At 53.3% G+C, this 23,567-nt stretch carries 12 protein-coding genes and 11 pseudogenes; 17 read left to right on the top strand and 6 right to left on the bottom strand.

The window, feature by feature from the left end:
- Positions 1–20: 20 nt before the first annotated feature.
- Positions 21–1,108: pseudogene (locus tag JZM24_RS13895) on the bottom strand (IS3 family transposase).
- 89 nt (positions 1,109–1,197) lie between these two features.
- Positions 1,198–1,401, bottom strand: a pseudogene (locus JZM24_RS13890) (thymidine kinase); the annotation flags it as partial.
- A gap of 631 nt (positions 1,402–2,032) precedes the next feature.
- Here JZM24_RS13890 and hns point away from each other — a divergent pair.
- From hns to JZM24_RS18815, 3 genes and pseudogenes are all read left to right on the top strand, one after another.
- Entirely contained in the window at positions 2,033–2,440 is a 408-nt protein-coding gene (hns, locus tag JZM24_RS13885; RefSeq protein WP_025244906.1) for a histone-like nucleoid-structuring protein H-NS, read from the top strand.
- A 1,658-nt stretch (positions 2,441–4,098) separates the two neighbouring features.
- Positions 4,099–5,297 (top strand): annotated as a pseudogene (locus JZM24_RS13880) (IS3 family transposase).
- Between the two features lie 207 nt (positions 5,298–5,504).
- A complete protein-coding gene (locus JZM24_RS18815) occupies positions 5,505–5,792 on the top strand; it encodes a tail fiber protein (RefSeq protein ID WP_246580067.1) in 288 nt (95 codons plus the stop codon).
- Between the two features lie 382 nt (positions 5,793–6,174).
- Here the strand turns inward: JZM24_RS18815 and JZM24_RS13870 are convergent.
- Positions 6,175–6,711, bottom strand: a pseudogene (locus JZM24_RS13870) (tail fiber assembly protein).
- The gene (locus JZM24_RS13865; RefSeq protein WP_215670384.1) at positions 6,712–7,131 is read right to left on the bottom strand and encodes a hypothetical protein; all 420 of its coding nucleotides are present in this window, start codon (positions 7,129–7,131) and stop codon (positions 6,712–6,714) included.
- 175 nt (positions 7,132–7,306) lie between these two features.
- On the opposite strand from JZM24_RS13865, the gene JZM24_RS13860 reads away from it, so the two are divergent.
- The 13 genes and pseudogenes from JZM24_RS13860 to JZM24_RS13800 all read left to right on the top strand — a co-directional run bounded on the left by JZM24_RS13860 (position 7,307) and on the right by JZM24_RS13800 (position 19,942).
- Entirely contained in the window at positions 7,307–7,606 is a 300-nt protein-coding gene (locus JZM24_RS13860; protein WP_215670382.1) for a hypothetical protein, read from the top strand.
- A 462-nt stretch (positions 7,607–8,068) separates the two neighbouring features.
- Positions 8,069–8,962 (top strand): annotated as a pseudogene (locus JZM24_RS13855) (AI-2E family transporter).
- Between the two features lie 150 nt (positions 8,963–9,112).
- Positions 9,113–9,676, top strand: a pseudogene (ahpC, locus tag JZM24_RS13845) (alkyl hydroperoxide reductase subunit C).
- An 80-nt stretch (positions 9,677–9,756) separates the two neighbouring features.
- Positions 9,757–11,326, top strand: a pseudogene (ahpF, locus tag JZM24_RS13840) (alkyl hydroperoxide reductase subunit F).
- Positions 11,327–11,642: 316 nt separating this feature from the next.
- Positions 11,643–11,741: pseudogene (locus JZM24_RS19490) on the top strand (TetR/AcrR family transcriptional regulator); the annotation flags it as partial.
- A gap of 12 nt (positions 11,742–11,753) precedes the next feature.
- Positions 11,754–12,191 carry a TetR/AcrR family transcriptional regulator C-terminal domain-containing protein gene (locus JZM24_RS13835; protein ID WP_312885049.1) on the top strand — a complete coding sequence of 146 codons (438 nt, stop codon included), beginning with the start codon at positions 11,754–11,756 and terminating at the stop codon, positions 12,189–12,191.
- Positions 12,192–13,208: 1,017 nt separating this feature from the next.
- Positions 13,209–13,859 (top strand): annotated as a pseudogene (locus tag JZM24_RS13830) (DUF3313 domain-containing protein); the annotation flags it as partial.
- Positions 13,860–14,449: 590 nt separating this feature from the next.
- Complete coding sequence (gene otnK / locus JZM24_RS13825; RefSeq protein WP_312885048.1) at positions 14,450–15,694, top strand: 3-oxo-tetronate kinase; 1,245 nt, start codon at positions 14,450–14,452, stop codon at positions 15,692–15,694.
- Positions 15,687–16,329: pseudogene (gene otnC / locus JZM24_RS13820) on the top strand (3-oxo-tetronate 4-phosphate decarboxylase). Before otnK ends, otnC begins: the two are co-directional and overlap by 8 nt.
- A gap of 11 nt (positions 16,330–16,340) precedes the next feature.
- Positions 16,341–17,101 (top strand): annotated as a pseudogene (locus JZM24_RS13815) (DeoR/GlpR family DNA-binding transcription regulator).
- A gap of 97 nt (positions 17,102–17,198) precedes the next feature.
- Positions 17,199–18,554, top strand: a complete 1,356-nt coding sequence (locus JZM24_RS13810) for a GntT/GntP/DsdX family permease (RefSeq protein WP_215670373.1) — start codon at positions 17,199–17,201, stop codon at positions 18,552–18,554.
- Positions 18,555–18,569: 15 nt separating this feature from the next.
- Complete coding sequence (locus tag JZM24_RS13805) at positions 18,570–19,307, top strand: hypothetical protein (protein WP_215670371.1); 738 nt, start codon at positions 18,570–18,572, stop codon at positions 19,305–19,307.
- Positions 19,268–19,942, top strand: a complete 675-nt coding sequence (locus tag JZM24_RS13800; protein WP_215670369.1) for a hypothetical protein — start codon at positions 19,268–19,270, stop codon at positions 19,940–19,942. Before JZM24_RS13805 ends, JZM24_RS13800 begins: the two co-directional genes overlap by 40 nt.
- Positions 19,943–20,000: 58 nt before the next feature.
- Here JZM24_RS13800 and yghX read toward each other — a convergent pair whose 3' ends face one another.
- A complete protein-coding gene (gene yghX / locus JZM24_RS13795) occupies positions 20,001–20,888 on the bottom strand; it encodes a YghX family hydrolase (RefSeq protein WP_215670367.1) in 888 nt (295 codons plus the stop codon).
- Between the two features lie 411 nt (positions 20,889–21,299).
- Here yghX and JZM24_RS13790 point away from each other — a divergent pair, with 411 nt between their 5' ends.
- Entirely contained in the window at positions 21,300–21,755 is a 456-nt protein-coding gene (locus tag JZM24_RS13790; RefSeq protein ID WP_215670365.1) for a GNAT family N-acetyltransferase, read from the top strand.
- A gap of 1,020 nt (positions 21,756–22,775) precedes the next feature.
- On the opposite strand, the gene JZM24_RS13785 is transcribed toward JZM24_RS13790, so the two are convergent.
- The gene (locus JZM24_RS13785) at positions 22,776–23,132 is read right to left on the bottom strand and encodes an acyltransferase family protein (protein ID WP_215670363.1); all 357 of its coding nucleotides are present in this window, start codon (positions 23,130–23,132) and stop codon (positions 22,776–22,778) included.
- Between the last annotated feature and the right edge of the window lie 435 nt (positions 23,133–23,567).

Raw genomic sequence — 23,567 nt, 5'->3', positions numbered from 1 at the left:
CTCCGTACAGCTTTTGTATCTTAAGTTAACGAAGCCCGCTGCCGCCGGTATTCTCTCGGAGAGTGATATCCCAGCGCGCTGTGCGGATGGTTTTCATTGTAATGCGTGAACGCTGCTGCAAGGTTTCGCAGGGCTGCTCACCGCTGTTGTGCAGGGCTCAAGATCCAGTTCTCTGGCGAACCTCTGCGTTTCATGCGCGGTATACGCTGAACCGTTGTCCGTCAACCACTGCACCGCTGTATCGGGTAACCTGTCGCCGAAGCGCTTTTCTACCGACATCAGCATCACATCCTGCACGGTCGAACTGTCGTAGCCTACAGTGCTCGCAGACCAGTCTATGGCCTCTCTGTCGCAGCAGTCCAGTGCGAACGTGACCCGCAGTTTTTCACCGTTGTCGCAGCCGAACTCGAAGCCATCTGAACACCAGCGCATATCGCTTTCTGCCACCGCGATCCTGCCCTTATGCTCACGCCTCGGCCGCTCTGGTTTTCAATGTAATAACATCAGGTTATGCTCACACATGATCCTGTAAAGTCGTTTCGCATTTACCGGCGGCAGTCCCTCTGCGCGACGTTGTTTACACAGGATGCCCCCACACCCGCCGATAGCCGTAGCTGGGCATATCGCTGATGATGTCGAGGATGTCCGACAGTATTTCAGCGTCTGCTTCGTCATTACGCCGGTTACAGCGCCTGTCCTGCCAGTCGGCAGAACGCTTAATCCGCAGTGACAGCGGCGCACGCGACCCGCTCATGGCGCGGCTGACCTGTGCTATTCCCCGGCCTTTGGCAACAAGGGCGCGTGCGCTATCCATTTCGTGACTGGCCGTACTCCACGGCTTCTTTTAGGATCCCAGAAGGCGCTGGAGCTCCCGGACCTGCTTCAATGCAGCTGCAAGCTCAGAGGCAGGAACAACGTCCTCCCCGGCGGTGAGGCTGCCTTCCTGATATTGCTTTTTCCACTTAAACAGCAGGCTTGGCTGGATACCGTGCAGTCGTGCGAGATGGGAGACATTCATGCCGGGCTCCATCGTCTGCTGAATAATGGCCATTTTTTCCTGAGGAGTTTTACGTTTACGGACTTCTTGACCTAACAGGATCCCGGTCATATCAAAATTGGCGTTAGTGTTAGACATATATTCAAGCCTATCTCTTATCTGGAGATACAGCTACTGTCTGGTGTTTCAGGGGGATAAATCATATCGGTTTCGGCAGCAAACACCGCCGCAGGAGAGGACAGCCCGATACGTGAATGGATCTGACCACGGGCGTGACGATCGTCGATTTCCGCCGTGAACACCAGCGTGCGCATGCCGCGTTCTTGATAATTATAGGAGGACTGCAGCAGCGAGGTTGTCTTGCCGGCATTCATTGCAGAATAATAAAAATAGAGTTGCGCCATCCGTACGGCACTCCGTCTCAATGATAGGACCAAATAAATAGGATGAGAGTGTATCATATTCGCCAGTGGGATGAAGGTGGCCCGGCGCCCGCAATCCCTAGCCAGCGGCAGCGATCAGCGCAGGTGACAATAACTTGCTTCCACAAAACAATAAAAAACGCGCATCACCGGCCAACGGCGGCCGGGTTATAGTTTCAAGCCGGCTAAAGCGGCCCGCGCAATCGGTAATAGCGCGCCGTCGGGCAACATTTATCGCGCTGGCAAGCCAGACCGCCGGGGAGTGTTCCACCGCAGATGATATAAAAATCGCAGGAGATTATGCTGCAAAGCTTTTATTTTCAGCCTCTGAACAGGGCCGCAGCGGTTATAACCCCCCGCTGGCACGGTGATATAAACCTTCCTTATAATGAAATCAGCAGTGCATTATGCACTCATAAGGCGTCCTGAAGGAAAAACGTAACCTGATGAATCAATTTTGCCTCGCCCGGCGAACACAGTATATTTACAGTTGCTGGGTCACAGGCATTTATAAAGAATATTTTTAATTAATCACAATCTGGGTATTGCGGAAAATAAACTAGCGCTCTATTATTGGTGAAACGCCCCCTTTATAATATTCGAGATTAAGTCAATGAGCGAAGCACTAAAGATTCTTAACAACATCCGTACTCTGCGCGCACAGGCCAGAGAATGCACTCTGGAAACTCTTGAAGAAATGCTGGAGAAACTAGAGGTCGTTGTCAATGAACGCCGTGAGGAAGATAGTCAAGCCCAGGCTGAAATTGAGGAGCGTACGCGCAAATTACAGCAATACCGCGAAATGTTGATTGCCGATGGCATCGACCCGAACGAATTGCTGCAGTCGATGAGTTCCTCCAAATCCGCGGGTAAAACCAAGCGTGCCGCTCGTCCGGCGAAATATCAGTATACCGACGAGAACGGCGACGTTAAAACCTGGACCGGCCAAGGCCGCACCCCGGCGGTAATCAAAAAAGCGATTGATGAAGAAGGCAAAGCACTGGAAGATTTCCTGCTGTAATCGCCTGTTCGATCCAAGTTGCAAAAAACCCGCTGCCCGCAGCGGGTCTTTTTATGTACGCCAAGCGCCGGACGCGGCTGACAAAGGGCCAGTCCGTTGCCCTATTCCCCTTCACCTTGCAACAGGTTTCCCTTCTGCAAAAGTCTATTCCGCGACGATCTGTGCCACAATGTCTTTTAAATAATCAGCAAACAAACCTTGTTATGAGTAAATTATGAACAGAATAATTAACTGGTGGCCGGCGGTAAGCGTGGGATACCCACGGCGTTTCACGCTAGCACCGCCATTGCGCCGTTATAATCCAACATTATCTTCACAATCGCATACTCATAGACGCGGGGCCACTATTCCATTGTGACAAATCGACGCACTTCTGTCCGCTAATTTACCAATGAGTAAAAAGGCCGTTACCCCGAACCCGGTTTGATTAGAGGACATTTTGATGTTCAAGAAATATTTCACCTGCAGTGATTTCTATCGCTGACGGTTAGCGTATGCTTTTTTCTCTTGCAGTATAATGCACAAGGCAGTAAAGAAGGTGGCAAATCTCCAGGCCAAATTAGGGCTACACTGCTGGCAAAATGTGCGTTATGCCGCATTATTGATAGCTTTCTTATCCGGTGAATATGTTCGTTAACCTGCGTGTATATTAGCGAGTGAATCTTCCCCTTATAGCCGTTGATTGCGCAAACAAGAGGTGCCTTGGGCCGTCGATATTTCCTTCTTCGCCCGGCGGCCATCCATTTGGTCAATCGCCAAAAGAATAAGGGAAAACGTCGTTTATGCCGTACAAGATCCAGCAAGCGTCTTTCGGTTCATATCCTCCCGCATTATTATCGCCAGGCGGGCGCCGGGCTGAAATATCCGCGACGAAGCGGGCGCTACTGTCTGCGTGGACAGCCCGCCTCACGCTAGCGCCGGCGCGCCATTGCTTTCGCTAGCCGGCCACGATGCCTATCCGGCGTTCTAACCGCCCAGAAGCGAATGTCGGTGGCTTGTCTTAAGCCTTGGGCGCCAATGCTTACCGGGCTTCTGCCGCTTTGTCACCGGCCGCTACGGCGTTTGAACGGGACATAGCCCAAACTTCTCATATCATAAAATGGCAAGTCTGAAACCCCCGCCGGGTAGCAAACCGCCGCCCGCGCCGTCTATCACCCTGACGGCAGGACGGTTTATCGGTTGACGGTTGACGGTTTGACTGCTGATGGCTCAACGGGCAGGTAGTTTGACGGTATGCGGCTGGCGGTTTAACGGCAAGATTGCGCCACTATCCCACACCCCGGGTCGTCTGACCTGCCGGCAGGCCTGATCAACGCGCCTCCCGGCTCGACGCGCATTGTCGGAGCCCTGCCGACACGCCGCGCGTGATAAACTTTGACAGCGCCGCAATCGCCTGTGCAGGTCATGTTTATACCCTGAGCAAAAAAAACGGCCTACTATAGCGCGGCAAATCATTTGATACCGAAAGGCAAATATTTGATACGATCAAAAATCACACAAATAAAAATTATTTGATACCAATTGCTGTACTGATGTAACGCTTTTATTGTCCCTAAAACATCATGAATGATTTATCCCCCTGAAACACCAGACAGTAGCTGTATCTCCAGATAAGAGATAGGCTTGAATATATGTCTAACACTAACGCCAATTTTGATATGACCGGGATCCTGTTAGGTCAAGAAGTCCGTAAACGTAAAACTCCTCAGGAAAAAATGGCCATTATTCAGCAGAGGATGGAGCCCGGCATGAATGTCTCCCATCTCGCACGACTGCACGGTATCCAGCCAAGCCTGCTGTTTAAGTGGAAAAAGCAATATCAGGAAGGAAGCCTCACTGCCGGGGAGGACGTTGTTCCTGCCTCTGAGCTTGCAGCTGCATTGAAGCAGGTCCGGGAGCTCCAGCGCCTTCTGGGCAAGAAGACGATGGAGGTTGAGATCCTAAAAGAAGCCGTGGAGTACGGCCAGTCACGAAAATGGATAGCGCACGCGCCCTTGTTGCCAAAGGCCGGGGAATAGCACAGGTCAGCCGCGCCATGAGCGGGTCGCGTGCGCCGCTGTCACTGCGGATTAAGCGTTCTGCCGACTGGCAGGACAGGCGCTGTAACCGGCGTAATGACGAAGCAGACGCTGAAATACTGTCGGACATCCTCGACATCATCAGCGATATGCCCAGCTACGGCTATCGGCGGGTGTGGGGCATCCTGCGTAAACAACGTCGCGCAGAGGGACTGACGCCGGTAAATGCGAAACGACTTTACAGGATCATGTGTGAGCATAACCTGCTGTTATTACATTGAAAACCAGAGCGGCCGAGGCGTGAGCATAAGGGCAGGATCGCGGTGGCAGAAAGCGATATGCGCTGGTGTTCAGATGGCTTCGAGTTCGGCTGCGACAACGGTGAAAAACTGCGGGTCACCTTCGCACTGGACTGCTGCGACAGAGATGCCATAGACTGGGCTGCGAGCACTGTAGGCTACGACAGTTCGACCGTGCAGGATGTGATGCTGAGGTCGGTAGAAAAGCGCTTCGGCGACAGGTTACCCGATACAGCGGTGCAGTGGTTGACGGACAACGGTTCAGCGTATACCGCGCATGAAACGCAGAGGTTCGCCAGAGAACTGGATCTGGAGCCCTGCACAACAGCGGTGAGCAGCCCGCAGAGCAATGGCATGGCCGAACGGTTCGTGAAGACGATGAAGGAAGACTATATCGCGTTCATGCCAAAACCGGATGCGAGAACAGCCCTGCGAAACCTTGCAGCAGCGTTCACGCATTACAATGAAAACCATCCGCACAGCGCGCTGGGATATCACTCTCCGAGAGAATACCGGCGGCAGCGGGCTTCGTTAACTTAAGATACAAAAGCTGTACGGAGATGGCGGGGCAAGATCAGTTTCATGTTAGCCGACGCAAGGTCGGTAGCGCGATTTGCCCGTTCATACCCCCCTTAAAACCTGCTCAAAATTCAATCAAACCCTCGATTTTTGCTGTAAATCGGCATTTTGGCTATTATTTAAGCGACAAATGCTGCTTGTTTTGCCATGCATTCGCCTTACCAAGGCATGATTAGCCCTTACTCTGGCGGGAAACTGGCAAAAACCTTAATTTTGAAAAACCTTGGTTTGTTGGAAACAGTAAATCTGGCTAAAAATGCAACACCCAATCAGCGTAAAATTAACGGTAAAACACTGACTCAGGATGTGCAGCTAACCGCCACTGACGTTCATGCTGTGACACCTGAAGTATTACGCGCTGAAATCCCCGTAGGCGTTCCCCTGCCTTGGCCAACGGAAAGTGCGCCAACGGGTTGGTTTATCTGCAACGGTGAGCCATTCGACAAGAAAAAATAACCGCTCTTAGCACTCGCCTATCCATCAGGAAAACTCCCTGATTTACGCGGCGAATTTATCCGGGGATGGGATGCTGGACGAAAAGTGGATAACGGACGTAAGATATTAAGTACGCAAGCGGATGCCATGCAGAAAATATGGGCACAGTGGACGATGGACGACCAGGCAATTTTATCGAATTTTCCTCCCAAAGGCGCATTATATTGTGATGGTGGCGGTTCAGTGAACTATGATGCAACCTCAAGGAGTGACCGGTGGACTGCATCCAAATGGCATTTCGATTCATCTCGCGTGACAAGAACGGCTGAAGAAACCAGCCCGCGAAATGTCGCGTTTAACTACATTGTCAGGGCAGCCTGATATTCAACTTTGCTTTCTGTGGCTATTCCGGCCACGCAATATCCGGCGCTTTGCTGATATCAGCACGGTTTAGCAGCACTCGGTATTTTTTCCATGCTATCAGTGATGCTTTTTCGGCTTATGAAGCCATCTCCAGCTCTACCGCATCCTGCCACGGCGCTATAATTTTTGCTGCCTGCTCAAGTAGATAGTCTCGTTTATGGATGGCTTGCTTTCTCTGCTCATCTGCCGTATAGATGCGTAGAACAACCTCACCATCGATAAAACACCATTTCCGGTTAAGGGCTGCCTCTTTAGGCCATTCGGATACTTCGGCTATGCTGCATCCATCGGGACAGAAACCGCTGATATCATAGCCCATCGAGCGTATAACTCCGTCGGCTTCATACTCGACTTTCATCGTATCGGGCTGAAAGCTTTTCTGGCACGCATACCAGTCCTGACCATCTTCCGAGATAAGAAAAATCGCCCCAACAGCATGTTCTAACCATTTTTTATCAACAGCATCAGAGTGATAGCGCTTAAAGTTTTTAATATTTTCATCACATAAACCACACATTTATCCAATTACCGTTAACGTTTTTTGTAAGATACGGCGCTGAACATAATCCACATAGGCATCAACATTCCCGTTGTATACGCCAGTGATCACATAGGAGGCTTCATCGCGAATGCCTGGTCCTTTCCATACCTGAACCTCCTGCATGTGGCCCAATCGAATATCACGTACAAAAGTATTATTTAGCCATCCGCTAAGATGGCCGCCCCATAATGACCCGTGGATATTGCCATCTTCTTGATAGGTAGCGCCTGCGGCATGGAGTGCTTGGGGAGAGTAAAAATGCCCGTTTTTATTGAATACCCAATCACCACCACCGTCTAACGAGAGTTGCCGCAACGTGAATCCCTTCACATGTACTGCCGCAACAATGTACTCCCTGCGCCAGTCGCGGTTTATTTCTTCATTTCTAAGCATCATTCGATTACCCTGAACAGTTAGCGTACCGATAACACGCTGGTGTTATCTGTAGATACGACAATAATCCTAACTTAAATCAAAGTAAATCAAATTAGCATCTTTCTTTTCAGTTAAAGCCCTTTGGTTAACCAAGTTAAGTTAATCTTATTTTTTCAATTAGTTATAGGAAAAGAAAATGACAAGCACCAAAAGCAAGCCTCTTTCCTTGCAATTTGATGGAAAAGAAAGTTTTAAAGATCGCCTACGAATGCTTATAGGTAACAGAAGTGTCCGTGCGGCAGCAAAAGACTGGGGGATTCCAACATCAACTTTGAATAACCACTTAAGCAAGAATACGCAACCATTGCTAAGTATGGTTCAGATTATTGCTCATAAAGAGAGTGTCGGTATTGACTGGCTGGTAAATGGTCAGCAGGCACAGCAGGATGTATCATTACCTGATGATCAAGACCTGCAAGACCTTAATGCTATTTAAGATCGCTGGAGCCTGTAGAGCGAAAAAAGCTAGCTAGATTGCTAGGGCGTAAAGGCGCTGAAGTACTGGCATTGCTGCTGGAACAAGGAGGCTTGGATTTACTTAAGCTTTCAGGAGAACAACGGACGGCTGCTTTAAGTTTGCAGGAACTACCGGCTGATCGAGTCAGAGAGATTTTACATGCTATCAAGCAATGTAGTACCCTTACGAAGGAAGTAAATTATAAGTATTAGGCCAGTGCTTGATGCACTGGCTAAACCCAAAAGAGTTGGGTTTTTTAAGTATTAAAGCGGTTTTAAGGCCGTAGTGGTGAGTATCAAATGTTTTGCCTATAGGCTCTTTTTTGTTCATCGGTATCAAATACATAAATCATCCTAAGCCTAAGAAATCTCACGAATTCCCGCCAGATCCCGCCAATTCCCGTAAGTATCAAATAAATTACTTCTCTATAGTCTGGCTCTAGTGCTGATGCGCCCTATCAACCGGCTGGCACGCCTCAAGGTACCGCGGGGATTGGCGATTATCGCCGTTAGCGTCAGTATTCTCCTGGCGCTGCTGGTCACGCTGGGCATCATCATGGCGGCGCTGCCGGAACTTCGGCAAATGAGCGCCTACATTCCGCTGCTGTTGACCGACAGACTGCAGGCGGTGCCCGCTTTCCTGCAAAGCGCCGGGATGACGTTAACGGTCGAGTCGTTGTGGGCCATGATTGACCCCGCTCAGCTGCTTACGATTGCGACCCGCGCCGTCGGCCGGATCTCGGGGATGCTGACGGCCATCGCGATGGTGTTTATGCTGGTGGTGTTTATGTTGCTGGATGCGCCGACGTTAGCGGTCAAATGCCGACGCCTGTTGCAGGATCCATCACCACAGTGGTCGGCGTTACAACAGGGACTGGATAGCGTAACAAGCTATTTGGCACTGAAAACGGTCATCAGTCTGTTTATCGGTCTGGAGGTATGGGGCGCGCTGCTGTTGTTAAAAGTGAAATTCGCCTTTATCTGGGGGGTGTTGGCCTTCGTATTAAACTTTATTCCGCTGGTGGGATCTCTCGTTGCCGCCATCCCACCCCTGCTCTTGGCCTTTCTCTTCAACGGCCCCGCCACCGGACTGTGATTATTGGCGGCTTTGTTGTTGATTAACCTGGTATTCAGCTTCCTGTGGGAGCCTGTTTTAATGGGCCGTCGTCTGGATTTGTCGCTCTGCACCGTTTTTTTGTCGCTGCTGATCTGGCAAAGCCTATTGGGCCTTACCGGTGCGCTGCTGGCGGTGCCGCTCACGTTGGCGGTCAAACTGGCGCTGGAATTGACGCCGCGCTGGCGCGGATTGGCGCTATTGATGAGCGCCAGAAGTTAAAAGTCAATCCGCTATGCGCCCGCCGGCGCCGTTAGACAGTCGCCGTGGCGGCCAACAAAGGTATGACTGATTGAATCGATAACATCTACATATTGGATCGGCAGAGCATGATTTGTTAATTTTGGCCCATCAATCAAACGGGGGTAAAAAATGTCTTTAATTAACACCAAGATCAAGACTTTTAGCAGCCAAGCGTTCAAAAACGGTGAATTTGTACAGGTCACCGACAAAGATGTTGAAGGGAAATGGAGCGTATTCTTCTTTTATCCGGCCGATTTCACTTTTGTTTGCCCGACGTAACTGGGTGATGTGGCGGATCACTACGACGCATTCCAAAAACTGGGCGTCGACATTTATTCCGTCTCGACCGACACCCATTTTACCCATAAAGCCTGGCACAGCAGCTCCGAAACCATTGCAAAAATCAAATATACCATGATCGGCGACCCGACCGGGACGTTGACGCGCAATTTCGACAACCTGCGTGAAGACGAAGGTCTGGCCGATCGCGGCACATTTATTGTCGATCCGCAGGGCATCATTCAGGCCATTGAAGTGACGGCGGAAGGTATCGGCCGCGACGCCAGCGAGCTGCTGCGTAAAGTGAAAGCCGCGCAATACGTTGCCAGCCATCCCGGCGAAGTCTGCCCGGCAAAATGGCAAGAAGGCGACGCTACGCTTGCTCCTTCGCTGGACTTGGTTGGCAAAATTTAACCTCGCCATTGGTTTGACTTTTTGACGTTATTTGCCTTAGCGGGTGCGCTGCGCCCGTTTTAGACTGCCCGGGAGAGACCATGCTTGACACGACGATGAAAACCCAACTCAAGGCCTATCTTGAGAAACTGACCAAGCCGGTTGAGTTGGTTGCCGCGCTGGACGACGGCGCCAAATCCTCTGAAATCCGCGGGCTGCTAACGGATATCGCCGAATTGTCGGACAAGGTGACCTGGCGCGAAGACAATCACCTGCCGGTGCGTAAGCCGTCTTTCCGGGTCGCCAATCCCGGTGCGGATCACGGACCGCGCTTCGCCGGTTCGCCACTGGGCCATGAATTTACCTCGCTGGTGCTGGCGCTGCTGCAAACCGGCGGGCACCCTTCGCGGGGAAGCGCAGTCGCTGCTGGATCAAATCCGCCAGCTCGACGGCGAATTTCATTTTGAAACCTATTACTCGCTGACCTGCCACAATTGCCCGGACGTGGTACAGGCCCTGAACCTGATGGCGATTCTCAATCCGCGCATCCACCACACCGCAATTGATGGCGGCGCTTTCCAAAACGAGATACAGGAACGTAACATTATGGGCGTTCCGGCCGTTTTCATGAACGGCGCAGCCTTTGGCCAGGGGCGGATGACGCTGAGCGAAATCGTTAATAAGATCGATACCGGCGCGGAACAGCGCGCGGCGCAGGCGCTTAACCAACGCGAGCTGTATGATGTATTGATCATCGGCAGCGGCCCGGCGGGCGCGGCGGCGGCGGTTTACTCGGCCCGTAAGGGGATTCGCACCGGTCTGTTGGGCGAGCGCTTTGGCGGTCAAGTACTGGATACCGTCGACATCGAAAACTATATCTCGGTGCCGAAAACCGAAGGCGCCATACTGGCCACGTCGCTGAAAGCCCACGTGGACGAGTATGATGTCGATGTTATTGATGTGCAAAGCGCCAGCAGGCTTATCCCCGCTACCGCTCCGGGCGAGCCGCACCAAATTGAGACCGCCTTCGGGGCCAGACTGAAAGCGCGTAGTCTTATTATCGCCACCGGCGCGCGCTGGCGGAATATGAATGTCCCGGGCGAGGAGCTGTATCGCACCCGCGGCGTCACTTACTGTCCACACTGTGACGGACCGCTGTTTAAAGGCAAGCGGGTGGCCGTTATCGGCGGCGGCAATTCCGGCGTGGAAGCGGCCATTGATTTGGCCGGGCTGGTTGAGCATGTCACCCTGCTGGAGTTTGCGCCGGCAATGCGCGCCGACGCCGTGTTGCAGGCTAAATTGCGCAGCCTGCCCAACGTAACTATTTGTCTCAATGCTCAAACCCTGGAAGTTGAGGGTGATGGCAGCAAGCTCACCGGCTTACGTTATAAAGATCGCGTCAGCGACGCTGAGCACCGGCTGTCGGTCGCGGGTATTTTTGTGCAAATCGGCCTGCTACCCAACACGCAGTGGCTGGAAGGGACGGTGGAGCGCAATCAGACCGGCGAAATCCTCATTGACGCCAGATGTGAAACCAGCGTGAAGGGGATCTACGCCGCCGGCGACTGCACCTGCGTGCCTTACAAGCAGATCATCATCGCGGCGGGCGAAGGCGCCAAAGCCTCACTCAGCGCCTTCGATTACCTGATTCGCAACACGCCAGTGGTGTAACCCGGCCCGGCTGAAGAAAAGGCGACCTTCCGGGTCGCCTTTTTTATTCACGCTTCCCCTTTCGCTCCCCCCTAGCGCTTCTAGGGCCCCTCTCCTCCGCGGGAGGGGATCCGTTGATGAGCCGCGCCGCGGCGAAATGGAGGGGATCCTTTACCTGGCCGCGCTGTCGGCGAACAGACCCTCTTCGCACTCTTACCTTTAATGAACCGACCGGTTTTGTTAATCTACCCTTGTTGACACAGGGAGATAAGATATGCGCACGCTAACAGAACAGAAACGAACAGACATTCTTAACGCCTAGGCCGCCGTTTTTCTCGAGCACGGCTACGAGCGGGCGTCAATGAATGAGGTGGCAAAGCGGGCGGGAGGCTCAAAGGCCACGTTGTATAACTATTATACCTCGAAAGAAAGCCTGTTCGACGCCGTCGTGCGTACCTACGCTACTTTGTTTCTTATCCGCGCCGCGCAGGAGTTGAGCAGCGCCGAACAGGAAAAGCTGACCTTCGCAGACAAGCTGCAGCGGTTTGGCGAGGGTATGCTGGGGGCCATGACGTCCGATTGGAAGGCCATGCAGCTTTACCGTATGGTCGTGGGCGAAGCCGCTTATTCCGATATCGGTGAGCTGTTCTACGACTCCGGCGTGCGCGAGAGCATGCATGCGCTTGAGGGGTTAATGCAACGGCATATGGAAAGCGGCGATCTGTCACCCGGCTGTCCGGTATTAAGGGCGAAACAGTTCTCCGCGCTGGTCAAGGCGGAAGCCGATGAGCTGTTCCTGAAACGCGAATTGCCGGTTTATTCCGCAAAGCAGGTGGCTTTAATGGTTGCAAGCGCCGTCGCCGTGTTTTTGCAGGGGGCTCGCTAGGCCCCTCCTTGTGCCACCCCCATGATGCTTTGCACCATTAATTTTCATGACCCCATTGACAGTGCCCAGACAATAAATGTACTAAACCGTACAGTTAATTATTAAGATGGAGAGGGTTATGCTGTACCGGTCTTTGTTACTAACAGGGGTTGTGCTGGGTTCGCTATCAATAAGCGGATGCGTATCATTGTTTTGAGGAGGGATAATGCGTTTAGTGTTTAGCCTATGTACAGGCGCAACGGTTGTTTTGCTGGCCGGCTACCTTTCAATTGGTAGCCATATCTGACAGATTCCCGCCCGCTTTCGGGCGGGCCTTTTCGCTAAGCGGCACCCTTGGGTGCTTTTGCAGAGTCGGCAGCGTCGTCCGCCCCGCACCACGGCGGTGTTGAAGATCAACAGCCCCTGCTCTACCGCCATGGCGATGGGTAAGTGAAACAATAACAGGTGCCCCCCTTCGGCGCTGATGTCGCCGGCACCACGGCCATTATCTAAAAAGCGCGGTGATGTGAAACCCCCGCCCTCTGGCCACAAGCGCAAATAAAGGGTGACGTTAACGGATTGCCCAGCGCGCGGGCGCTTACGGTGACCTTAAGCGCCAGTAAAGGGTCTTGCGGCACTGCTTATCGCGCTTTTGCTGAGTAGCGCCTGGATGGGATGTTCCCGCTGTGCTTATCGCGCTTTTGCTAACCAGCGCCTGCATAGAATATTCCTGCTGTGCTTGTCGCGCTTTTGCTGCCTAGCGCCTGCATAGAATGTTCCTGCTGTGCTTATCGCGCTTTTGCTGCCTAGCGCCTGGATAGGATGTTTCTGCTGTGTTTTTCTCGGGTTTAAGCTGTGTGCAACGTCTTGGGAAGAGGCCGCCCTTAACCGCCATGCTCTTTTCTCTGTACCCTCGCACGTCAAACGCCACCGCCGTTTCACCCTGAAACCTCTGCTTGACATCGCCGGGGTAATTAATATTAATTATACCGTACAGTTTGTTTATATTTCATCAAAAATCAACCGGAGAAGAAGGAAATGAACCATTCATTCCGTGCTTTAGGCCTTACCTGCCTGTTTGTCCTTGTCGCCGCCGCGGCGGGCTGCTCCTCGACCGCGCCGTTAAAATATGCCGGCATTGAATCCTCGCCACGCCTGACGCCTAATACCGCCGAGGACAGCGACCGTATTCCCTTCAAATACGCCGCCCCCGTCAACTGGAGTAAGTACCGCAGCATTCAGGTGGAGCCGGTGGAGATATACAGCGGCAGCGACGCGCAATTCAATGATTTGACACCGGATGAGCGCCGTAAGCTGGCGGATTACATGCAAAAAAAATTCAGCGCCGCGCTGGCTGAACGCTTTGCTATCACCGCCACCGCCGGCGCCACGCACGCGCTAAGGCTGAAACTGACCTTGACCGGCGCAGACACCACGCCACAGGTCATTGGCACCTTTACCAAATTTGACCTGGCGGGCGGCCCTTACAATATTGTTCAGTCGGTACGGGGCGGACGTAGCCTGATGAGCGGCTACGTTAACTATGTCGTTGAGGTAAAAGATACCGCCAGCCAAGAGCTGCTGCTCGCCTACGTCGCGGAACAGTATCCCAACGCTATGAACGTCGGCGCCACCTTCGGCGCTTTGAGCGCGGCGCAAACCGGCATCGACAAGAGCGCAGCTTCGTTGAACGTGCGAGGCGCTGGTAACGCTTCGCTTATTTGGCCGCAAACGCACTTACCGCCATGCTTTAACCCGCGCCGCTGCCCGTCAGTGCGGATGCACAAGGCAAAGCGTGTGGTGATACCGCCGCCGCGGCGCTGCCAGATGCTGCCCTGGTGCTGAGGAATGATGAGCGACCGGGTCGGCAAGGCAGTTGTTGTGTCCGATGCCCTGTGGCCGGCCGCGTCATGAGCCACCGGGACCGCTTTCGCCCCGCTCAGGGGCCTTTCACTCAGTCTGCGCATCATCTCGCCTTTGGTTCCTTGCCTACTTTCGCAGACCGTATCCTCACGCGTTAGCACCGCTTTGCCAACCGGTACCTGCCTTGAGCGCCGCCTTTTTGGCCTGGTTAGTTTCCCTTTTTAAGGGCAATATCATATTTTCACATGACGATGTGAAGATGCTCATTTTTTAAAATATATATAAATCAATTATTAATAGCCAACTCTCCGCTTTAGGACAGGTGATTTTTCGTGAATGGCATCATGGTAATGTGAAAGTATATCTCACATAATTTAACGTATTCTCACATTAGCAAGGAAACGGCTACCATGCCTATCAGGCTTGGCGTTATCGCCGACGATTTTACCGGGGCGACGGATATCGCCAGTTTCATCGCCGCCGCCTGGCGGGTTGTTCAGTTGAACGGCGTGCCGACACAGCCATTGTCGACCCCGGCCGATGCGGTGGTCATCTCGCTGAAAACCCGCTCCTGCCCGGCGACTGAGGCGGTGGCACTGTCGCTGCAAGGCGCGCGCTGGCTGCGTGAGCAGGGCTGTGACCAGCTCTATTTTAAATATTGTTCCACTTTTGATTCCACGGCGCACGGCAACATTGGTCCGGTGACGGATGCCCTGTTGGCGGAAACCGGCCAACCGTTGGCCGTCCTGTGCCCTGCGCTGCCGGTCAATGGCCGGACGGTGGTGCACGGTTACCTCTTTGTTTTCGACCAGTTGCTGAGTGAATCCAGCCTGCGCCATCATCCCGTGACGCCGATGACCGACGCCAATCTGCTGCGTCTGATGGATGCCCAGTCTGCGTGGCAGACCGGCCTGCTGCCTCTCGCCTGCATCCGTCATGGGCAAGCGGCCATACGCCAGCATCTGGAAACACTGCAACAGCAAGGGTGCCGCTATGTGGTGGCCGACACGCTCGACAGTCAGGATTTAGCGGCGCTCGCTGCCGCGCTGCCCGCGTCGGTGCTGCTGACCGGCGGCTCAGGGTTGGGCGGCGCCATTGCCGCTCACGCCACCGGCCAGCGCGCCGCGACGCAACCGCAGGAGACGCCGCCCCGCGCGGGTCGCGGCGTTGTCCTGTCCGGCAGTTGCTCGCAAATGACCAATCAGCAGGTGGCACGCTACCGGCAACAGGCACCGGCGCTGGATATCGACCGCTGTCGTCACGACCCCGACGCTTATGCCCGCGCGCTGGCCGAGTGGGTACGCGACCAGCCCGACGCCACCGCGCCGCTGCTGTATGCCACCGACGCGCCCGACGAGGTACAGCGCCTGCGCCAGCGCTATCCCGGCGAGGATATCGGCGCCATGATCGAAGCCTGCTTCGCCCGTATCGCCACGCTGCTGTGCCAGCAGGGCTTTTGCAAATTTATCGTCGCCGGCGTCGAAACCTCCAGTTTGATCGCTCAACAGCTTGGCGTGACGGGCTTCGACCTCGGACAAACCATCGCGCCGGGCGTCCCCTTGGTGCGAGATTTGCAGCGACCGCTGTGGCTGGCGCTGAAATCAGGCAATTTTGGCGATCCCGATTTTTTCAGTAAAGCACAGGAACTTTATCATGACTGAAGCCGAATTACGCGAGCAGATGGTCTCCCTGGCCCATTCGCTGTTTATGCGCGGTTATAGCAGCTGCGGTGCCGGGAATATCAGTTGTCGTCTGCCCGACGGGGGCTTTCTGGTTACACCGACCAACTCCAGTTTCGGCGCGCTCGACGCACAACGTCTGAGTAAATTGGATGAACAGGGAGAGTGGGTCGCGGGCGATAAACCGTCAAAGGAAGCGGTTATGCACCGGGCGTTCTATCAACAGCGCCCGCAAACCGGCGGAGTGGTGCATCTGCATTCGCCGTCGTTGACCGAGCTGTCATGCTTGCCGGGGCTGGACGCCGCTAACTGTCTGCCGCCGATCACGCCCTATTACGTGATGCGCGTCGGGTCATTGCCGCTGGTGCCCTACTTCCGCCAGGGAGATCCGGGGCTGGCTGAGGAGATAGGCGCGCTGGCGCCACGCCATAATGCCATGCTGCTGGCCAATCACGGGCCGGTGGTCGGCGGCGGGCAGCCTGCGGGAAGCGGTGTTCAACGCCGAGGAGCTGGAAGATACCGCGCGGTTATATTTCACCCTGCTGCCCCACGGCATGGTGACGCTGACCCCGGAACAGATCCACGAGTTGGACATCACGTTTAAACGCCATGCATAACGGAAATCGACATGCTGCCAGAAGAGCGACAGAGTTTTATTTACAGCTATCTTTACCAGCACGCCTACGTGACTTTTTCGGCGCTGGCACAGTTATTGAATGTCTCGCATATGACCATTCGCCACGATATTCAGATGCTGGAAAAAGACGGCAAAGTCACCATTATCAGCGGTGGCGCAAAATTAAACGAGGCGCTCAAGCAAGAATTACCCTGGCAGGAAAAAGCGCAATTACATCATCTGAGCAAGCGTAATATCGCGCGGATGGCGGAAAAACTGGTGGAATTCGGGCAGGTTATTTATTTTGATGCCGGCACCACCACCTATGAAATCGCGCGCAGTATCGCGGACCAATTAAAAAAGTGACGATAGTAACCAACGATTTCACGATTGGTGACTATCTGATGGAGCGTCAGCATATCACGTTCTTTCATACCGGCGGGCAGGTGGATCGCCGCAACCGATCTTGTATCGGTAACAGCGCGGCCGCCTTTATTCGCGGGCTGAATCTGGATATCGCGTTTATTAGCACCAGTTCATGGGATATCGAACACGGTCTGTCTACCCCCGATGAGGGGAAGGCGCTGGTGAAACAGGCGGCGTTGGCCAGTTCACGCCGCAGCGTGCTGGTGTCAGACAGCAGCAAATACGGCATGTTTAATATTTGTCCGCTGCAGGTATTTGACGACATTATTCACGATGATTTATTGCCGGAGGAAATACAGGAAAAAATTAAACAACTTGCTATTAACCTGCATGTGGTAAAGAGCTGAATCACCACACAGTGGAATCCTAATAACAAGCGCACGCGACGGCGCCGAATAAATTCATTCATTATCATGGCCTGTACCCTGCGGGTCAGGAGGACATATGCATTTTGATTATACACAATTTCTGTGGTTAATATGCTCTATAGCGGTATTAATCATCCTGATAACCCGGTTTAAATTTCACCCGTTTTTGGCGTTGATTATCGCGGCGGGATTTCTGGGCATTGCCGCCGGTCTATCGCAGGTGACCACGATTAAAAGCTTTGAAAAAGGGTTTGGCGGCGTGCTGGCCTCCACGGGTCTGGTGGTCGGTTTGGGCACCATGCTCGGCGGCGTGCTGCTGGAAACCGGCGGTGCTGATAAAATAGCCAATACGTTTATCCGCCTGGGGCCGACCCGGACGATCCCTGCCACCATTTGCGTGGCGGCACTGATAATCGGCCTGCCCCATCTGTTCGATGTGAGTTTCGTGATGTTGGTTCCGCTGGTGTATGCCATCGCCCAACGCACCAAAACCCCGTTGATGCGCGTCGGTATCCCGATGGCGGCCGGGCTGTATGTCGCCCACGGTCTGCTGCTGCCACACCCGGCACCGACGCTGGCGATGACCACCTATCATACCGATGCGGGCATGGCGATGTTTTACGGCCTGTTTGTCGCGGTACCGATGGCCATTCTTTCCGTGCCGGTCTTTACCCATCTGGCGATGAAATATTTCCCTGAGCTCAGCCACACGGGCACCGACGAACAACCTGTCGCGCCGCCGACTGCCCATACCGAAGGCAAACGCGAGCCGTCGTTCGCCCTGTCGATGTTTACCATCCTGCTGCCGCCGCTGCTGATGATGACCCGCACGCTGCTGGGCCACGCTGTCGCGCCGGAAAATCCGTTGGCGCAGCTGATTAATGCCGTCGGCGATCCGATTGTCTCTTTACTGGTGGCGGTGCTGTTTTCCCTGTACGCCCTCGGCGTGCGCTCCGGCTACAGTATGCAGCAATTGCAGAAAATCCTTGGTAAAAGCCTGGGGCCGGCCGCGGCGGTGATCCTGATTCTGGGCGCCGGCGGCGGTTTTAAAGAAATGCTGTTAGCCACCCACGTCAGCACGCTTATCGCTGACTGGGCGGTGCACTGGAATATCTCGCCACTGGTCCTGGCCTGGCTGGTCGCGGCCCTTATCCGTATCGCCATCGTCTCCGCCACGGTTGCGGTGGTCACCACCGCCGGTATCGTCGCGCCGCTGGCTGCGAATAGCGGCGTTAATCTGGAATTACTGGTGTTAGCCACCAGCACCGGCGGCTTGATGCTGTCGCACGTCAACGATTCCGGCTTCTGGCTGTTCAAAGAATATTTCCGCCTCACCGTAAGCCAGACGCTGAAAAGCTGGACGTTGCTGGTGTCCTTCCAGTCGCTGCTGGGTCTGCTGCTGGTGTTGCTACTGAATTTACCGATTGCCTAATAACGAGGTATTACCATGAATTACCATTTATTGTTTGACGCGCTGGGTAAGCGCCGAGTCCGCATCGCCGTGACCGGCGCCAGCGGCGGCTTCGCCCGCTCACTGCTGGCGCAATGCCGCGCTATTCCGGCGATAGATATTGTCGCGCTGTGCGACCTGAATACCGACGGTACCCGCGCGTTATTAAGCGCCCTGCGCTACCGCGACCAGGATAACCGCGTTTGTACGTCGGAGCAGGACGTGCGCCGCCGCCAACAGGACGGTGAACTGGCGATCATCAGCGATTACCAGCTTTTATCGGCGCTGGAGTTCGATACGGTGGTCGAGGCCACCGGCAAGCCCGAGGTAAGCATCGACATCGCCGTGACGGCGCTTAAGCGCGGTATCCATGTCGGCATGGTCAGCAAAGAAACCGACTCGGTGGCCGGCCCCTGGCTGAATCGTCTGGCGGCACAGCATAATGCCGTTTACACCACGGTAGACGGCGATCAACCCAGCAATTTGATTGGTCTTTATACCTGGGCGAAAGTGTTGGGCCTGGAGGTCATTGCCGCCGGTAAATCCAGCGAATATGACTACATTTATCATCAGGACAGCGGCCGTCTGGACTATACCGATAAAACCGTCGAGGTACCGCAGCTGTCCGCGCGGTGGTCTCTGCCAGAACAGAATGTGGCAGATACGCGCTGCGTCTGCGCAGCGAAGCGCTGGCGATGCTGCCGCAGAGCGCCACCCCAGATTATTGTGAAATGAACGTGGTGGCCAACTCTCTCGGCTTTGTTCCGGCCACCCCGACGCTGAATTACCCGCTTTGCCATATCCATGAGCTGGCGGACATCTTTATCCCGCGCGAGGACGGCGGCATTCTGACCCAAACCGGCGTGGTGGATGTGTTTAACTGTCTGCGTCGCCACGACGAAGCCAGCTTCGGCGGCGGCGTATTTATCGTGGTGCGTTGCGACGACGAAGAAACCTGGAAGATGCTGGCGGAAAAAGGCCATGTGGTCATCCGCAATCGGCGCTATGCCGCGCTGTATCTGCCCTACCACATCATGGGGCTGGAATCGCCCATCAGTCTCTTCTCGGCCGTGCTGCACCATCGTCCCTCCGGCGCCCACGATCAGCAAGTGCATGCGGTCATGGCCGGTTACGCGGAGCGCCCGCTGGCCAAAGGGGAAACGCTGACGATGGGCGGGCACCACCATACCATCGACCACGTAAGCGCACGGCCGCTGGCGAAATCCGACGCCCAGGGCGTGGCGCCCTTTTACCTGCTGGCCAAAAAAACCCTGACGCAGGATGTCCCGGCGGGAGAACTCATCCCGCTGTCGGCCCTGGCGCTTGAGGATTCGCTACTGTATACCGCCTGGCGCGAAACGGCGCTGTAACCCTCACCCCGAAGGCGCCCCGCCCGGGGCGTCTTCGGCTGTCCCTCTCCCCCGCGCGTCAAACCAGATAACGCCGGAACCAGTCCAGCGTTCGCTGCCAGGCGAGCTCCGCCGCCGGCTTATCATAGAGCGGCGTCGAGTCGTTATGAAAACCGTGATTAACGCCGGGATAGATAAAGGCCTGGTAGGTCTTTCCCGTGGCTTTCAGGGCCGCCTCATAGGCCGGCCATCCGTCGGTAATGGCGCTGTCCCGTTCGGCATAATGCAAAAGCAAAGGCGCCTGGATGCGCGGCACGTCCTCCGCCCTCGGCTGACGGCCGTAGAAGGGCACCGCCGCAGCCAGTTCGGAATAGGCCACGGCGGCCGCATTCGCCACGCCGCCGCCATAGCAAAACCCGGTGATACCCACCTTGCCGCTGCCGGCCGGATGCGCCTTTAAAAAGTCTATCGCGGCGAAAAAATCATTCATCAGCTTCACCGGATCCACCTGGGCCTGCAATTCCCGTCCTTTCTCATCATTGCCGGGATAACCGCCCACCGAACTCAGCCCGTCGGGGGCCAACGCGATAAACCCCGCTTTGGCCAGACGGCGCGCGACGTCCTCAATATAAGGGTTAAGCCCGCGGTTCTCGTGAACCACGACCACTGCGGCGGTCGGGCCGGCCGCCTTTGTTGGGCGGACAAAATAGCCGCGCACCTGGCCGTGGCCCTGCGGCGAAGGATAGTTGAGATAATCCGCTACAATGGCCGGGTCGGTAAATTCCACCTGCTCGGCGATGGCGTAATTGGGACTCATCAGCGATAGAATAGATGCCGCCGTCAGGCCACCCACGGCGTATTTTGCCGCCTTGGCCAGAAATTCGCGTTTGGTTATCTTACCGTGGGCGTAATAGTCATACAGCTCAAGCAGGTCGGGATGAAAATCTTTCGCCGTCAAACTGGCCATGATTACTCTCCTCTACGCGGTGGTGGTCGGCTATGACGTTAGCAAATTTTCGCCGCTGGCGCAGCAGATGCGCTGCCCCCTTATTAACCACGCTGGCAGATTGCCGGCGCGTGTTCCGATGTGGGTCGCGGCGAGGGGCATAGGCAGCTTTGCCCCCCTCTGCTCGGCACAGCCGCGATAACGCTCCCCTCAGCCAGCATTCGTTACTTATTGACGCGCGCAGGCTCAGGCGTCATCGTTTAGCTGCGTTAAAAGCAAAACTGACGTCAGGCCAGCGCAACACATTGCGCCTGAGATTTCGCTCGCCGCCTTCCTATTTTCAACGGTAGGCCTTGCGGCGAGAATAATAAAATCATTTTCACATCCAGCATTATTTACCAGTTATCACCGTTATTTTAGGCAGCCAATTACATGAAACAGGACAACCACTTTATTCATATTAGCGACGTGGCCGACGACGCGGAAGAAAAGTTTATTCAACAGCAATTGTGGTCGCATAGTGCCCAATTCGAGGCCGTGGATATGCGTCCGTTACGCTTAACGTTAACCGCAGAGGCCGGCAATATTATCGCCGGGCTGCTCGCCAGCACCTGGTGGGGGTCGCTTGAAATACAATATCTATGGATTGATGAACAGTATCGCTATGGTGGACTCGGCAGACGATTAATTCAGCAGGCGGAAGCGGAGGCCATTGCGCGCGGCTGCCATCAGGCCTACCTGGACACCTTTAGTTTCCAGGCGCTGGGCTTTTACCAAAAACTGGGCTATCGCACTTACGGCCGTCTCGCGGGCTACGCCCATCAATTTACGCGGTATTATCTGGCCAAGCCGTTGTTAAGTGATTCTCCTCAAATAGAAGAACTGTAGCGTCATAGCCATTGGCTTATAGATGTCCAAACCTGGCGCAAATTATTGCGCCAGACTGTCTGTTTGATGCGCTTGCAGACAGGCCTGAGTCAAAGCTCGGCGTCATGATCGCGGTATTACCGAACGCCTTCGGCCTTTGCCATGAATCAGTGCCAGCAACGGAGATAGGCCATGGTTGAAAATGGAGCTCGGCGTTCCAAGGAAATCTTAGGACTTTCGGACACCGACCAATTCACACGGCTTCATTTTTGCTGCACATGCTAGGTCTATGCCGATGCTAAGGAAGCCGGTTTTTTGCGGTTGAAAGAACGGCTTTACGGCTCTTTTTAATCAAAAATCAACCGGTAAAAGTCTGAACAATGAACTTTGCTGTGCCTTTGTTGGTCATTTTGGCGGCCAGGCGTAGCAAGATGAATCGCTGGACAATGAAAAAGGAGATGTGGAACAACAAAGCCATCGCCCATCGCATAACAAAATTGTCTGGCGCGCTAGCGCTAGAATGGCGCATATACTCGACAATGGGAATATGAAGGAAATATAACCACATCGTGTTTGATGATATAAAAACAACCACACGGATAAAATACCTACTTGATATCTTTATATTAGGCAGGACAATCATAATACAGGATATAACAAAACATGCATAAAACAAGTAAATTGAATTTGGAGGATACTTAAAACTTTGCGGCGCCATGATTCGACCCTTAACCACCAAGCTGACAATTTCCACAATGATTATGTAAATTAGAGAAATAAATATTATTAGCCAATAATCCTTCGTTGAAAATTTTTAAAGCAATAACCAAAAACAAAGCAATCACCATAGGAAGCCGCGGGGATGATGAACTCGGAAAATATGACATTCACGCCTGCAACATTTTTAGTGAGGTAATGTAAATTTAGCGAGAAAAAACCAACAGATGTAATAAAAAGAATAATTTGAGTATTATTCATTTTTCTTGCCAGAAAAGAATAAAATGGAGCCAATAGCGCAATAATAAGGAAAATTCGTATAATTCATACATAACAAATCCCTGAATACATCAGATAAGAGTATAAAATTTTCTTTGGTGTAAGCATATTTGTCAAAGCATCAATTTTGAAAAAATACACAATCAGAAACAGCAACGTAAGAAAAAACCATAAGGGTACCACCATCCTTCTGGTTCTTGAAATTACATAGTCTTTGACATTTATATTTGTCTTACCTGATGCCAAGAACGACATACCTGACACAAAAACCATCATTGGGACATCGAAAACTCTTAAATTAAAAATTATGCCGGGTGGTGATACATGCGCTAAGACGATTAACACCAGTCCTAAATCTCTCATGATATCTATCTGAATATCACGCTCTCTATTTTTATCCATCCCACATACACCTTAATAAAGTTAATATTTCTGCAAACCACTCGAATATCTAGTCGTAAGTCTGTACTACTTTTCACCCATGCCGGCCAATAAACAGCATTCTTCTTCAATGAGGCATGAGCATGTTTTAAGCCACATTCTTTTTCCCGATTCAGAGATAATCTTATAACCACAAATCAAATACTGGTATTATATCGCATGTTCTGCATTGACATACAAGGCGAACAAATCTGAATTAGTAGTGGGCTTCAACATAAAAAAGATCTTCAGCGACTAAAAAAGGAGTGCAATCCTTCTGGAAACGAGGCTGATGAGAGATAATCTATCTTGATTGTCGCTAGGATAGTGATGGAATGTTAGCAACAAAGGTCCCGACGGCTAGGTTGGCTGACACTTGGGCAAAAAAATGGTAATAAAATGTTTCGCACATTCTTC

This window comes from Candidatus Sodalis endolongispinus (assembly GCF_018777395.1).
Classification (GTDB): Bacteria; Pseudomonadota; Gammaproteobacteria; order Enterobacterales; family Enterobacteriaceae; genus Sodalis_B; species Sodalis_B endolongispinus.
The sequence above is the reverse complement of the archived record's forward strand: the minus strand, read 5'-3'. Positions and strand labels throughout refer to the sequence as shown.